Source organism: Streptomyces sp. NPDC090022 (assembly GCF_044748145.1).
Classification (GTDB): Bacteria; Actinomycetota; Actinomycetes; order Streptomycetales; family Streptomycetaceae; genus Streptomyces.
The window spans coordinates 36,335-49,695 of sequence record NZ_JBIVFN010000001.1; the positions used below are offsets into that span (position 1 = coordinate 36,335).

At 71.2% G+C, this 13,361-nt stretch carries 9 protein-coding genes and 1 pseudogene; 8 read left to right on the forward strand and 2 right to left on the reverse strand.

Features of this window, described 5'->3' with window-relative positions; genetic code table 11:
- Positions 1 to 7 precede the first annotated feature (7 nt).
- From ACIPXB_RS00155 to ACIPXB_RS00190, 8 genes and pseudogenes are all read left to right on the forward strand, one after another.
- Positions 8 to 1,027 (forward strand): iron ABC transporter substrate-binding protein, encoded by a 1,020-nt coding sequence (locus ACIPXB_RS00155; RefSeq protein WP_401442458.1) that lies wholly within the window; start codon positions 8 to 10, stop codon positions 1,025 to 1,027.
- Positions 1,028 to 1,033: 6 nt separating this feature from the next.
- The gene (locus ACIPXB_RS00160; RefSeq protein ID WP_401442461.1) at positions 1,034 to 2,623 is read left to right on the forward strand and encodes an ABC transporter permease; all 1,590 of its coding nucleotides are present in this window, start codon (positions 1,034 to 1,036) and stop codon (positions 2,621 to 2,623) included.
- On the forward strand, positions 2,620 to 3,666 hold the full coding sequence (locus tag ACIPXB_RS00165; protein ID WP_401442464.1) for an ABC transporter ATP-binding protein: 1,047 nt from the start codon (positions 2,620 to 2,622) through the stop codon (positions 3,664 to 3,666). The genes ACIPXB_RS00160 and ACIPXB_RS00165 overlap by 4 nt, the downstream gene beginning before the upstream one ends.
- A 223-nt stretch (positions 3,667 to 3,889) precedes the next feature.
- Positions 3,890 to 4,338: pseudogene (locus tag ACIPXB_RS00170) on the forward strand (IS5 family transposase); the annotation flags it as partial.
- Between the two features lie 500 nt (positions 4,339 to 4,838).
- A complete protein-coding gene (locus ACIPXB_RS00175) occupies positions 4,839 to 5,402 on the forward strand; it encodes an EF-hand domain-containing protein (RefSeq protein WP_401442467.1) in 564 nt (187 codons plus the stop codon).
- Between the two features lie 545 nt (positions 5,403 to 5,947).
- A complete protein-coding gene (locus tag ACIPXB_RS00180) occupies positions 5,948 to 7,735 on the forward strand; it encodes a hypothetical protein (RefSeq protein WP_401442470.1) in 1,788 nt (595 codons plus the stop codon).
- 71 nt (positions 7,736 to 7,806) lie between these two features.
- Entirely contained in the window at positions 7,807 to 9,171 is a 1,365-nt protein-coding gene (locus ACIPXB_RS00185; RefSeq protein ID WP_401442473.1) for a cytochrome P450, read from the forward strand.
- A 1,256-nt stretch (positions 9,172 to 10,427) separates the two neighbouring features.
- Complete coding sequence (locus ACIPXB_RS00190; RefSeq protein WP_401442476.1) at positions 10,428 to 11,240, forward strand: class I SAM-dependent methyltransferase; 813 nt, start codon at positions 10,428 to 10,430, stop codon at positions 11,238 to 11,240.
- Here the strand turns inward: ACIPXB_RS00190 and ACIPXB_RS00195 are convergent.
- On the reverse strand, positions 11,224 to 11,586 hold the full coding sequence (locus ACIPXB_RS00195) for a hypothetical protein (RefSeq protein WP_401442479.1): 363 nt from the start codon (positions 11,584 to 11,586) through the stop codon (positions 11,224 to 11,226). The two genes, ACIPXB_RS00190 and ACIPXB_RS00195, sit on opposite strands and share 17 nt — an antisense overlap.
- A 468-nt stretch (positions 11,587 to 12,054) precedes the next feature.
- Positions 12,055 to 13,344 (reverse strand): FAD-dependent oxidoreductase, encoded by a 1,290-nt coding sequence (locus tag ACIPXB_RS00200; RefSeq protein WP_401442481.1) that lies wholly within the window; start codon positions 13,342 to 13,344, stop codon positions 12,055 to 12,057.
- Positions 13,345 to 13,361 lie beyond the last annotated feature (17 nt).

The window sequence follows — 13,361 nt, forward strand, 5'->3', positions numbered from 1 at the left end:
GCTTTCCATGCGACGCCCCTCGGTCCGACGTCTGACCGCGCTCCTCGCGGCAGCGCTCCTCCTCCCCGCCGTCGCCGGCTGTGGCGTCGACGAGGACGATGCCGGGCTCGTGATCTATTCCGGGCGCAACGAGAAGCTGGTCAAGCCGCTCCTCGACGATCTCGAGAAGGCCGTCGGCACCACGGTCGCCGTCCGCTACGGCGAGAGCGCCGAACTCGCCGCCCAGATCCAGGAAGAGGGCGACAGGACCAAGGCGGGTCTGTTCTTCTCCCAGGACGCCGGCGCCCTCGGCGCGCTCTCCACCAAGGGACTGCTGGAGAAGCTGCCCCAGGCCTCGCTCGACAGGGTCGACCAGGCGTTCCGCGGCGGCGCGGGTGACTGGGTGGGTACCTCCGGGCGTGTCCGAGTCCTCGCTTACCACCCCGGCCAGGTGGCGAAGGTGCCGGACACCGTGCACGACCTGGTCAAGCCGGAGTGGAAGGGCAGGATCGGTTACGTCCCGACCAACGCCTCCTTCCAGGCGTTCGTCACCGGCATGCGCGTCCTTGAGGGCGACGACGCCACCCGCGCCTGGCTCAAGGGACTCAAGGCCAACGAGCCGAAGGTGTACGAGAACAACCTCAAGGTGCTGGACGCCGTCGGCAAGGGCGAGGTCTCCCTCGGCCTGGTCAACCACTACTACTGGTACGAGCGCGTCGCCGAGAAGGGCGAGGACAAGGTCGGCGCGAAGATCCACTTCCTGCCGGGCGGCGATCCGGGGGCACTCGTGAACACGGCCGGAGTCGGCATCATCAAGGGCAGCGACCAGACGCCCGTGGCGCAGAAGGCCGTCGACTTCCTCCTCTCGGAGAAGGCGCAGAAGTACTTCGCCGACGACACCAAGGAGTACCCCCTGGCCTCCGGTGTCACCAGCACGGTCAAGGACCTGCCGCCGCTGTCCTCCCTCGAAGCCCCCAAGATCGACCTCGGCAAGCTCGAATCTCTTCAGGAGACCCTGAAGATGCTGCAGGACGCCGGGATGGTCTGAGCCGTCATGCACTCCACGGATCCCGTCCTGCAGACGGATCCGGCCGCCCGCCCGCCCGGCGTCACCCCGCCGGCCGGGCGGCTGCGTGCCGGGAGCCGCCCGCCTGCCGCCCTGCTCGTTCCCGCCGCCGTCGCCGCCGTGTTCGCACTGCTGCCCCTCGGCTATCTCGCGATCCGCTCCCTGGAACGTGGTCCCGCCTTCGCCTGGGACGTGATCGCCAACGAGCGCACGGCCCAGCTCCTCGGCCGCAGCGTGGGACTCGCCGCAGTCGTCGTGACCGCCTCCCTGCTGCTGGGCGTCTCGCTGGCCTGGCTCACCGTAAGGACCGCTCTGCCCGGCGCCCGGGCCTGGTCGGTGCTGGTGACCCTGCCGCTGGCCGTGCCCAGCTACGTCGCCGCGTTCGCCTGGCTCTCCGCCTTCCCCGGCCTGGAGGGCTTCACCGGGGCCGCGCTCGCCCTGACGCTCGTGAGCTTCCCGTACGTGTATCTCCCGGTCACAGCCGCGCTGCGGGGCACCGATCCGGCACAGGAGGAGGTCTCCCGCTCGCTCGGCCACGGACCGCTGCGGACCTTCCTGCGCGTCACCCTGCCGCAGCTGCGCCCTGCGGCCGCCGGCGGATCCGTCCTCGTCGCGCTGTACGTGTTCTCCGACTTCGGCGCCGTCTCCCTGATGCGGTACGACACCTTCACACGCGGCATCTACACCTCCTACCGGGCCAGCTTCGACCGTACCCCGGCCGCCGCGCTGAGCGTCGTCCTGGTGGTCATGACCATCCTGCTCGTGGCCGCCGAGGCCCGCACCCGCGGCCGCGCGGGCCATGCCAGGACCGGAACCGGCACCGCGCGCCCCGCCGTCCCCGTACCGCTCGGCCGCTGGCGGGGACCCGCGCTGGTCTGGTGCACAGCCGTCACGGCCGTGGCCGTCCTCACCCCCCTGGCCACGCTCGCGTACTGGCTCGCCGTCGGCAATTCCGCCACCTGGGACCCGACCGGGCTCCTCGACACTGCCGGCACGACCCTCGGGGTAGCCGCCGCCGGAGCCGCCCTCACCACGCTCCTCGCCCTGCCGGTCGGCGTGATCGCCGCCCGCTACCGCAGTCGGACGGCCTCCCTGCTGGAGCAGTCCGCGTATGCCGGACACGCCCTGCCGGGCATCACCGTCGCGTTGTCCCTCGTCTTCTTCGCGGTCCGCTACGCCGAACCGGTGTACCAGGAACTCCCGCTGCTGGTCTGCGCGTACGCCGTGCTCTTCCTGCCGGTCGCGGTGGCCGGTACCCGCGCAGCCGTGCTTCAGTCCCCGCCGCTGCTGGAGGATGTCGCCCGCTCCCTCGGCCGATCCCCGCTGAAGGTGCTGCGCGAGGTGACGGTGCCGCTGGCGGCGCCCGGAGTGCTGGCCGGAGCCGCGCTGACCTTCGTGGTCTGCATGAAGGAACTCCCCGCGACCCTCCTGCTGCGCCCCACCGGCATGGACACCCTCGCCACCCGCCTCTGGACGGAGACCGGCACCGGATCCTTTGCCGCCGCGGCCCCCTACGCCGCCGCGTTGATCCTGCTGGCCGCCGTACCGTCCTACCTCCTCGGAAGGCACCGCACATGACCGACCTTCAGATCACGGGGCTGACCAAGGCGTACGGCCCAGGCGCCACCGTGCTCGACGGACTCGACCTCACCGTCCCCGCCGGCGCCCTGGTCGCCGTACTCGGCCCTTCCGGCTGCGGCAAGACCACCCTGCTGCGCATTATCGCCGGCTTCCTGCGCGCCGACGGGGGCACCGTCACCCTCGGCGACCGCATCCTCAGCGGCCCCGGATCGCACCTGGTGCCCGAACACCGCCGCATCGGGATCGTTCCCCAGGAAGGCGCCCTGTTCCCGCACCTCAGCGTGGCGCGCAACGTCGCCTTCGGCCTGACCGGCCTGGACCGGGGTGCGCGCAGCCGTCGCGTGGGGGACATGCTGGAACTGGTCGGACTCGCCGGGTTCGGTGACCGCATGCCGCACGAGCTCTCCGGCGGCCAGCAACAGCGCATCGCCCTCGCCCGCGCCCTGGCCCCGCAGCCTCAGCTGGTACTGCTCGACGAGCCGTTCAACGCACTGGACAGCGCGTTGCGGTCCGGACTGCGGGCCGATGTGCGGGCCGCCCTCCAGGCCACCGGTGCCACCGCTGTCCTGGTCACCCACGATCAGCAGGAGGCACTGTCCGCAGCCGACCTCGTCGCCGTCGTACGGAAGGGGCGGGTGGCCCAGTGCGACACACCGCACGAGGTCTACCGCCGTCCCGCAGACCCCTGGGTGGCGGCCTTCGTCGGTGACGCGGTACTCGTCGTCGGCACCGTGGACGGGGGCACGGCGACCACTGCGCTCGGCCGTGTCCCGCTGGCAGACCCGCCGGGGGGCGTACACGAGGGCATGGTGCTGCTCCGGCCCGAACAGATCCGACTGACCGACACCACTTCGGCGGAGGCCTGCGGCACGGTGACGGACGTCCGCTACTACGGCCACGACGCGATGGTCACCGTCAGCCTGGACGAGGTGGACGCACCCATCGACATCCGCGTCCCGGGCCCCTCACCCGCGTCCCCCGGCGAGCGCACCGGCATCAGGATCACGGGAGAGGCCACCCTCCACCCGGTCCCCGCGTGACCCTTCACCCCCCGAGCACCGCCAGGAGCAGCCGTACAGGAGGCGGGCGGGAACCGGTGCCCGCGCCGGTGCCTCTCAGTGGCTTCCCCGGAGGGCACCGTGCGCCGGCCGATGTCCCGGCGGACGCCGGTGACGAGGGGCCTGCCGAGGGATCGTCGGACAGGGCTGAGCAGCCCAGCCCGTTCGGCTACGTCGACGCCGCCGGTGTGCGGGCGAAAAGGGGGGTGCGCTGACCGGGCGGAACCCGGTCGGTCGCGGCAAGAAGGGCAGCAAACTGCACGTACTGTCCGAGGCGCGGGGCATACCCCTGGCCGTCGCCGTGTCCGCCGCGAACACCCACGACAGCCAGGCCCTCAAGCCGCTGATCCGCGGCATACCCGCGGTCCGCTCCCGTCGGGGCCACGCCGGCGCCGACCGGTCAAGCTCCGCGCGGACAAGGCGTACTTCTCCGCCGACCACCTCGTCTGGCTGCGTGAACGCGGAATCATCCCGCGTATCGCCCGCCCGGGCATTGAGTCGAGCGAACGGCTCGGCCGGCACCGCTGGAAGATCGAGAGGTCGATCGCCTGGCTGTTCGGCTACCGCCGTCTCACCGTCCGATACGAGCGGAAGGGCTCGCACTTCCTCGCCTTCCTCGGCCTGGCCGCCGCCCTGACCTGCTACAAGAAGCTCGCGAAACTCACCGCTCCACCGGTTGGTCGATCTCCAGGCCGCGTTCAGGGCGGGGATCCCGAAGGCCACCATGGCCGGGGGTCGAACCATCGTCTCCGCAGGCGCAGTCGGGCCGTCCTGCTGCCGATTGCCGCGCGCCGGCCGCTGATCAGTGAGCAGGCCGACTGGGGCGCCCGCGGGCCTCGTTTCGGCGCAGTAGGGGATGTCAGCGACGCCACGGGCGTCAACATCGGCGGGCGCCACGCTTACGAACGGGCTGTGAAGCAGATCGCCCGGCGTCCAGCCGGATACCTTCCGTGGCGTGGGTGCGGTCGGCTCGCCGGTACGACGACCTTCCGGGCCGCGTGGGTGTGCGTCTGAACTGTGCGGCGTCGGACCGACATTGCACAGTCTGCGTTGAACACGCGGGTCACAGCCCGTTACACGCAGCTGACCTTGATTGCGCATTCGGTGCAGCCAGCGCCATGCAAGGAGTTGGCCAGCCCAGGAGAGGATTCGTCATGTCCGCCATGGACTTCGTCACGGTGAAGATGACGCACTACTTCAACCTGCTCGATGCGGACGGGGACGGGTTCCTCACGGAAGAGGACCACGTTCTGATGGGCCGGCGGGCCGCGAAGGAGTTCAGTTACCCGAGCGGTTCGTCCCAGGAGCAGCAGCTGATCGACGCCTACCGCTCAGCCTGGAAGGGGGTCCAGCTTCCCCACGCCGACCAGGAGGGCAGGGTGGACCAGGACTCCTTCCTCACGGCGATCCGGAGCCTGTTCGCCCGGCCGGAGTTCTTCGAGGAGGTTTCCGGCGCGCTGATCGACAGCGTGATGAGCCTCGCCGACATCGATGGCGACGGGGTGATCCAACCTTCCGAGTACGCAGGCTTCATTCTGGCGCAGTCCCCGAAGATGTCCCGTGCGGACATCGAGGAAAGCTTCCTCCGCCTTGACCGGGACGGCAACGGTGTGATCGACAAGTCGGAGCTGGAGCGGGCCACCATCGAGTACTTCACCAGCAACGATCCCGACGCCGCGGGCAACTGGCTGTACGGCAGGCCGCCGGCGGCCGTCTAGGAGACTCAGGTAGATCTTGAGAACGCGCCCGATTCACTCCAGTCCGATCTGACCGTCACCCACTGGCGGTCTGGGGCGAATCGGGCTCTCTGGTCGAGATCTTCAGGGCACTCCAAGGGGGGCCCGGCTCGGTGGACGGAGCAAAGGGATCCTCTTTCTTGGCAGCGGCCATGACGGCGCTGAGGGCCCTGGCGAGGTGGTCGTCCACCAGTGACCGGTCGACCTCTCGCTCTGGCCGACCGGTCGTTGATGCCTGTGCACCCCTCGGCTGCGCCAGGAGCCGGCCCACCAGGTCGTACTCCTTGGGCCGATTGTGGAACCGGGTCGGCCTTCTTCCTCTGACGCAAGCGCCGCTAGCCGGGCACTCGTTTGAACAGACGCGGACGCGTCCTCGGGCCGTATTGCGCACGTCTTCCGGCTTGCTGCGCGCATCTGCCCCCGATCGCCGACGCCCCCTCTTCACCTGTTTCACCTGTAGATCACGGAGAGTCGTGTTAACAACCGCCCCTGCAGTGTCTTCCAGCAACTGCGTTCGCTCCAGCATCATGTTGGCGCACGAGCGGGGCCGGCTGCCGCTGCGTCCCCAGCCACGGCCGCTCCATGAGGCGTGGGCCACCGCTGAGGCTCTTGCCGCCCACTGCTCGGACCGAAGCACCCTGCTGTTCGACGCGCACGTCAACGGCCTGGACGAGATGATCCGCACCGCCTGCGTGCTGGTGTGGTGCCACAGCCGCTCCCGTGACGGCCTACCGCTCGACCCGGCATCCCGAGCCGCTCTCGACCGGGCCCGGGCGCCGTTCGCGGAGACCGACCTCACCCCGATCCTCGACGCCTGTGCCGACTGGGCCGCCCACACCCACGTCCTCGACGACGACGCCCTGCTGCCCGTCTGGCTGATGAACGTCCTCGTCGGCCTCACCAGCACCCTCGCCTCGCTCGCGCGCCCCGTCCCGGCACCTGCCGACGCGTCGCTGATCGACGTCGCCGTCCAGGACCGGTCCCACCCCGCCGACTCCACCGGCGCCCTGTGCCTGCTGCCGCCCAAGGACCTCGGGCGCCGCAACTTCGACCCGCCGCACGACTGGACCGCCCTCTGCGCCGAACTGGGCTTCGCCTGGCGCGACGAGAACACCCCCACCTGCGTCTACGGCTGGACCGGCTCCTGGGCGATGACCTACGGCACCGCGGACCGAGAGTCGATGGCCTGGTACATCTGCGGCATCGACGACCACGCCCTGGTCGTACGCGACGGCTTCGACTCCCACGACGTCCACCTCCCCGTTCCCCGCTCCGGCACCGGACCACAGGTGAGCATGGTCGAAGTCGTCACCGGCGCCATGGACATCGACCTCCAGGAATACGTCCACAGCCTGCGCACCCCGCACCCGGAGACCGGCCTCGCCTTCGATGTCCCCCACGAACTGTGGTGGCTGACCAACGGCTACAACTGCGCCGGCCCCGGCTACATCCGCCACGGGCGCGCGCCCTTCCCCGACGAACTCACCCAGATGAGCCTGAGCATCTGGGCCGCCGGCCTGTACGACATCCCCTACGACTGCGCCTACGGCAACGTCCTGACCAACTCGCGCCTGCTCATCGGCCGCCTCGACGAACTCGGGCTGGACCGGGAGGCCGCCTACCACGCCGTCGCCGGCTGCCTGCTGCGCAACGTCACCGACGTCCTCACCGGCCGCGACACCGCCTCCGGTACGCAGGGAACCCTGAACTGGTACATCTGGGCCCTGGTCATCCCCCGCTACAGCCCCGGCCGGCTCCTTGCGGGCGCCGCCCTCCAAGTCGACCGTGCCACCCTCGCGGACCTGTCCGAAGCAGCCCCGCACGGCACACACCTGACCAGCCGGGACGCCTACCACCGTGCCTTCGACGGCAAGACCGAGCTGTGCACCACCTGCCGACCGGGCCCGCTGGCCGCGATCTTCGACCCGCGGACCGCCCCACACGTGCCCACGGCCCTCGCAGCCCGTACGGTGCCGGCCGACGACAGCCTCCTCGGCGCAGTCGACGCCCGCCACGTCGACTGGAACACCGTCGAGGTCTTCGACCGCTGGGCCGGGCGCGCACTCGCGCTCGCTCGCGGCGCCGACCCCGCCACCGTCCCCGCACTGGATCACGACGGGAACGAGGTACTGATCCGGTTCATGCGCCTGGCCACGACGGGCGACCACCGGCAGGTCCGCACGACCGTCGCGGCGTGCGCCCTCCTCTCCATGGCCCGCGGCCGCAACATCTCCCGCCTTCTGGGCGTCCTCAACGTCCGCGCCACCACCGCGCCCGCCACCACCCCGGCTCCCGCAGCAGGCGAAGTCCCCTGAAGGGGGTTCTTCCAGGCCCACGGGGCCGCTTGCCGCGAACCATTACTCCCGTCCCACCACCGAGAGAGCCCATGACCCCCGCCCTGCTCGCCCCGGCCGGCCCCCTGACCCGCGCGCCCGGCCACCTCCCTCTACTGGGACACTCGGTCGCCCTCCTGCGTGACACCAAGGGCTTCCTGCAGTCCCTCACCGGTGTCGCAGACGTCGTCCGCGTCAACGTCGGGACCGTCCCCGTCTACTTCCTCACCACGCCCGAACTCGTCCGCCGCGTCCTGGTCACCGACGCCGCCCACTTCGAGAAGGGACGCTTCTTCGACCAACTGCGCCCCCTGTTCGGCAACGGGCTCCTCGTCTCCAGCGGCTCCTGGCATCACCGCCAACGCCGCCTGGTCCAGCCCGCCTTCCACCGCGCGCACATCGACGGCTACGCCGAAATCATGCAGCGCCACGCCCAGCAGCTGGCCGATTCCTGGCACCCCGGCCAGAGCGTGGACGTCGTCAGGGCCATGAGCGACCTGGCGGCCGCCGTCGTCTCCGAAGCGATGATCCGCACCCCGCTCGGAGCCACCGTGCGGGCCGCGATCGGACGCGCTCTGCCGGACTTCGCCCAGGGCGCGGTGATCCGCGCTCTCATGCCCGCGACGCTGAGCAGGCTTCCGCTGCCGTTCAACCGCCGTTTCGACACCGCGGCCCGTGAACTGCGCTCCGCCATCGAAGGAGCCGTCCGCACCTACCGTGCCGACGACGGCGACCACGCCGACCTGCTCTCCATGCTCCTGCACGCCCGCGACGCCGACACCGGCGAGGCGATGACCGACACCGAGATCCGCGACGAACTCATCAACATCCTCATCGCCGGCACCGAGGTCACCGCCATGACCCTCGCCTGGACCTTCCACGAACTCGACCAGCACCCCGGCATCGCCGAACACTGCCGCGCAGAAGCCGTCGCCGCCACAGCCGACGGTCCCATCACCGTGAAGGCCCTCCCCGGCCTCGGCCTCATCGACCGGGTGCTCAACGAGGTCTGCCGACGCCACGCCGCCCTGTTCCTCATGCGACGCACCACCGCCCCCGTCACCCTGGCCGGCGTCCACGTCCCCCAAGGCGCCGACATCGGCTACAGCATCCACGCACTCCACCACGACCCACGCCACTACACCGACCCCACCCGCTTCGACCCCGACCGCTGGCTCCCCGACCGCCAGGCCCACCTGCCCAAGGGCGCCTTCATCCCCTTCAGCGCAGGCAACGCCAAGTGCATCGGCGACGGCTTCGCCTGGACCGAAATGAAGATCGTGCTCGCCACACTCCTGTCCCGCTGGCACCTGCGGCAGGCCCCAGGACACACCGTCGGCGAGGCACTGGCCACCATCCCCCGCCCCACCCACCTGACCATGACAGCCGAGCCCGCCACGGCGACTGCGGCCATCTGACGCGACATCTCGCATCAGGCCGCTCGTCCACCGAGCCGCCGGCGGGTTCCCGGCGACGCCGTTCGAACACCGCTGGGGGTGGCCTTCGGTCACTCTCGCGTGTGACTGCCTGGCACACCGGTTCGAGAGCGCCGCCGACCACGGGGTTCGTGCGCGCCGGTACCCGACGGACATGTCCGATGCGCAGTGGGCGACGGGTCTGCGCGTTCTTCCGCCGCTGGCGCGACGACGGTCTGGTAAAGGAGTTCCGCGACCGGATCCGCCGCAAGGCCCGCGAGCAGGCCGGGCGGGACCCGGAGCCGAGCGTCGGCGTGATCGACACCCTCGGCCTGCTCCTGGGCGGACGCGTGGCGCTTACAAGATCGCCTGACGCACCCTTCAAGCTGAAGGCAGCCGCCTTGATGGCGCCCTCATTGAGCCCGCGAGGTTGCGGCCACCCCCGTCCTGGGCGCCGGCACCCGCCGCCAGGCCACCCAACGCGCCCTGGAACGCTTCGGCGGCCGAGCCTGGCGGATGACGAGCGACGCCGAGATGGCCACCCGCACCGAGGTTGGCGACGCCGCCGTCGAGGGCCACACCGACAAGCTGTGCGCGGCCGGCCTCGGCCTCGTCATCGTCTCCCACGCCCCTGGTCCTCACACTCGGCATCTGGGGCATGCTCGCCAAGCCGCAGTCTTTGCCCCTGGGCACCCGCATCGCTACCCGCTACCTCACCGCCCTCACCGCACGCCTGCCCCACCACCCGGCACTCCCCTCCGCTTCGCGCGCAGCATGCGGCCGTCCCACTTCGAGGCCCATTCGGGCAGCGGCCATGCCTTGCGCGTGGGCGGGGACCTCGGTTCGGTACCGCTCCAGCTGACCGTTCTCGTTCGGGCGAGGACGCGCCGAAACCAGGGATAGTGCTCGGACTGGACGTGGAACCGGCCATAGAGAAGCTGTCGCCCTTCGACGAAGGGCATTCCCGTGTTCCCCGTTGGACCCGGCGCGGTCGCTCGCCCGCACTCGCAACGTGTGCGGGCCGGCGGAGGCCCACCTCCGGCGGGTCCTTTGGGCGGCGGAGGCCCCCGACCTTTCCTGACACGTCATCCCACTCCGGTGGCGCGGGGCACTTCACCCCTTCGCGCACCGTCCGGGAGCACCGCGGTCGGCGCGCGAGCGCCGTTCGTGTGCTCCCGGCGGTGTGGTGGTCCCGTCCCCCGTGCCCTTGACGCAGCATCATCTCCAGGGGGCAGGCGTACCGAGAGAGGTGTGGGCCGATGTGGGCGACTGGTGAGGCGTATGAGCCGTATGTCGGCCGATGGAGCCGCTTGGTCGCCATCCGGTTCGTTCGGTGGATGGGCGCGCCGGCGGGAGGGACCTGGCGGGACATCGGTTGCGGCACGGGGGCCGTGACCGGGGCGGTCCTGGAGGTCGCCGACCCGGCCGGCGTGATCGGCGCCGACCCGTCGCAGGGCTACGTGGACTACGCCCGCGGGCACATCGCCGACCGGCGGGCGCGATTCGTTCTGGCGGATGCGATGCAGCTGCCGTTCGCGGATTCCACGGCATCGGTCGCGGTGAGCGGCCTCGTACTCAACTTCGTCCCGCACCCGGCACGGGCGGTTGCCGAGATGACGAGGGTCGTCGTCCCCGGGGGACAGGTCGGAGCGTACGTATGGGACTACGGAGAGGGCGGGATGGAGGCCATCCGCGCCTTCTGGGATGCCGCGGTCACCCTGGACCGGCAGGCAAAGCCACTGGACGAGGCCGTCAGGTTCCAGCTGTGCGCCCGCAGCCCGCTGGGCGAACTCCTGGCCGGAGCGGGACTCCAGGACGTGGAGGTCGACGAGATCCGGGTACCGACCCGGTTCGCGGACTTCGACGACTACTGGACACCGTTCCTGGGAGGCCAGGGGCCGGCCCCCGCCTACATGGCAGGCCTCCCCGAGGGCCACCGTGCGGAACTCCGCGAGCAGCTCCGTGCGGCGCTGCCGCAGGCGGCGGACGGCTCGATCCTCCTCCACGCCCGGGCCTGGGCGGCACGGGGGCGACGAGGCCGCGCAGGGAAGCCGGTCAACCCTGCGACGTGATGTGGTCGATGACGGACGCGAAGGCGTCCGTGGGGGAGAAGTCCACGTACTCGCAGTCCTCGAGTGCTACGGGCGCGTGCCCGGCCGGCCAGTAGAACGCCTGTCCGGCCTCGTAGACCTCTTCACCGTCCTTGGTCACCATCTTCAGACGGCCCTTGAGCATGTACCCCCAGTGAGGGCACGGGCAGAGATCGTCGGGCAGGCCCTTCACCGCCGGCCGGAGGTCGGCGCCCTGGGGGAGACGCACGAAGGCGACGGACAGGTCCCCGCCGACCTCTTGCGTACGGAGTTCGACTCCACCGCCTTCGATCGCTACCGGTGTCTCCTGCCGTGTCGTCGCCGTCATGACTGCCTCGCTTCTCTCGGGTACAGCAGCATCCCCACTCCCAGATTGCCCCGGCGACCGGGGACGCGCCTGGTGGGGGCACCCCGCAGGGGCAGCGCTGTCTCGGCCTCCCGTACGGTCCGCCGGACGATCTCCGCGGGATCCACCTGCTCGGGGTGCTCGCGCAGGAGGTCCATCAGGGGAGTGCGCAGGCAACGGGGCACGCCGGCACTGCCGGGGCGGTTGAACGGCGGCAGGATACGCTCGCTGCGGCCGGTCGGTCAGCCGGCGCAGCCGAGCCCATCGGTCCTTCAGCTCCGGCAGGGGCCGCACCGCGGTGCCCAGACTGCCCAGACCGCCCGCCCGGCACACCGCGGCCGCGAGATCGACCTCGTCCCAGGGGCCGAAGGCCGCGCACACGATCGGGGCGTCGATGCCGAACACGCGCCCCCGGTTCCATCACTCCGCACGCCGCCCTCCGGGTCCTCGTCAAAGGAGCCCGCCGCCCTCACCGGGCCCCTCCGGGTACCGGGTGGACGCGGCCGTGAGTCCGCTGCGCGGCCTCCGGCCCCGTGATCCGGCGAAGGCGCGGATCACGACCTTGGGATTCAGCAGGACGGACGGGGACTCTGCCCGCATCGCGAACAGCGCGAGCCGGCGGGAGATGTCGGGGTCGGACACGGCTGCCGTGCGGATCGCCCGCTGGAGCGGATTCGGCGGCCCGGCGAGCGCCTCCCGCCGCCCCAGCGCGTCGTACGCGTCGATGAACCGGCGGGCCCGGCGGTAGCCGCGCAGCGACTGCCGCAGGTCCCGGCCCTGGGCCAAGGGCCCGGCGGTCGCGTCCGCCAGCCACACGGCGCTACGGAACGCCCAGCCGCAGCCCACTGCCGGAACCGGATCCGAGGCGGTGGCGGCATCACCGATCAGGGCCAGGCCCGGCCGCGGTACGGGGTCCCGGCGGATGCACGGGTAGTCGGTGGTTCCGATGAGGTGGGACACCCGTCGGGCCCCTGCGAGCGAGGGTCCGTCCGGCAGGCGCGCGACGAACCGGTCGTACGCGGCATCCCGTTCCGCGGTGAACTCGGGCAGCCGGTCCTTCGCCGGGAAGACGCCGACCTGGGTGAGCCCGTTGTCGACGCGGATGCACACGGCCACGTCCCGGCCCAGGGGCCAGACCTGGCCGTCGCCCGGGCCGTTCATGGACGCGCCCTCGTAGTAGGTCCAGAACAGGAAGCGCTCGTTCGGGGCGCGGTTCTCGGGGACCTCCGCGAGCCGGGCGACCGTGGAGTGGTGGCCGTCGGCACCGACCACCAGTCGGGCGCGGAGCTCGGTGGAGCCTGTCCCGCCGTGCTCCGTGACCACTCCCCGGATGCCGCCGGCCTGGTCCCGTACGAGGTCGACGACGCGGTGTCCCAGCATGAGCTCCACGCCGGGGGTGGCACCGGCGATCTCCCGCAGCAGCGGGTCCAGCTTGCTCCGGCGCAGGCTGATCGCCGGCGGAACCGTTCCGTCGTGCCGGGGCACGATCCAGCCGTGCTCCGTCCACATGCCGAGCCCGGTCGTCACGGCCGCGTCCCGGGCGACCATCGGCTGCCAGAAGCCCAGCCTCTGCAGGACGCCGTGCGTGCCGCCGAGCACGAAGTGCCCGCACAGCGTCTTGTGCGCCTGCGGGCTGCGCTGCCGTTCGACGAGTGCCACCCGCAGCCCGGCCCGGCCGTATGCCGTGGCGGCCGTGCAGCCGGCGATGCTCGCGCCGACAATGATCACGTCGTAGTCCATGGCCGTTCCCTTCGGTG

Excerpts from the sequence above, each read along its gene's own strand:
- ACIPXB_RS00200 (WP_401442481.1), bottom strand. The coding sequence starts at position 13,344 with ATGGACTACGACGTGATCATTGTCGGCGCGAGCATCGCCGGCTGCACG.
- ACIPXB_RS00185 (WP_401442473.1), top strand. The coding sequence starts at position 7,807 with ATGACCCCCGCCCTGCTCGCCCCGGCCGGCCCCCTGACCCGCGCGCCC.
- ACIPXB_RS00165 (WP_401442464.1), top strand. The coding sequence starts at position 2,620 with ATGACCGACCTTCAGATCACGGGGCTGACCAAGGCGTACGGCCCAGGC.
- ACIPXB_RS00160 (WP_401442461.1), top strand. The coding sequence starts at position 1,034 with ATGCACTCCACGGATCCCGTCCTGCAGACGGATCCGGCCGCCCGCCCG.
- ACIPXB_RS00175 (WP_401442467.1), top strand. The coding sequence starts at position 4,839 with ATGTCCGCCATGGACTTCGTCACGGTGAAGATGACGCACTACTTCAAC.
- ACIPXB_RS00180 (WP_401442470.1), top strand. The coding sequence starts at position 5,948 with ATGTTGGCGCACGAGCGGGGCCGGCTGCCGCTGCGTCCCCAGCCACGG.
- ACIPXB_RS00190 (WP_401442476.1), top strand. The coding sequence starts at position 10,428 with ATGTGGGCGACTGGTGAGGCGTATGAGCCGTATGTCGGCCGATGGAGC.
- ACIPXB_RS00155 (WP_401442458.1), top strand. The coding sequence starts at position 8 with ATGCGACGCCCCTCGGTCCGACGTCTGACCGCGCTCCTCGCGGCAGCG.
- ACIPXB_RS00195 (WP_401442479.1), bottom strand. The coding sequence starts at position 11,586 with ATGACGGCGACGACACGGCAGGAGACACCGGTAGCGATCGAAGGCGGT.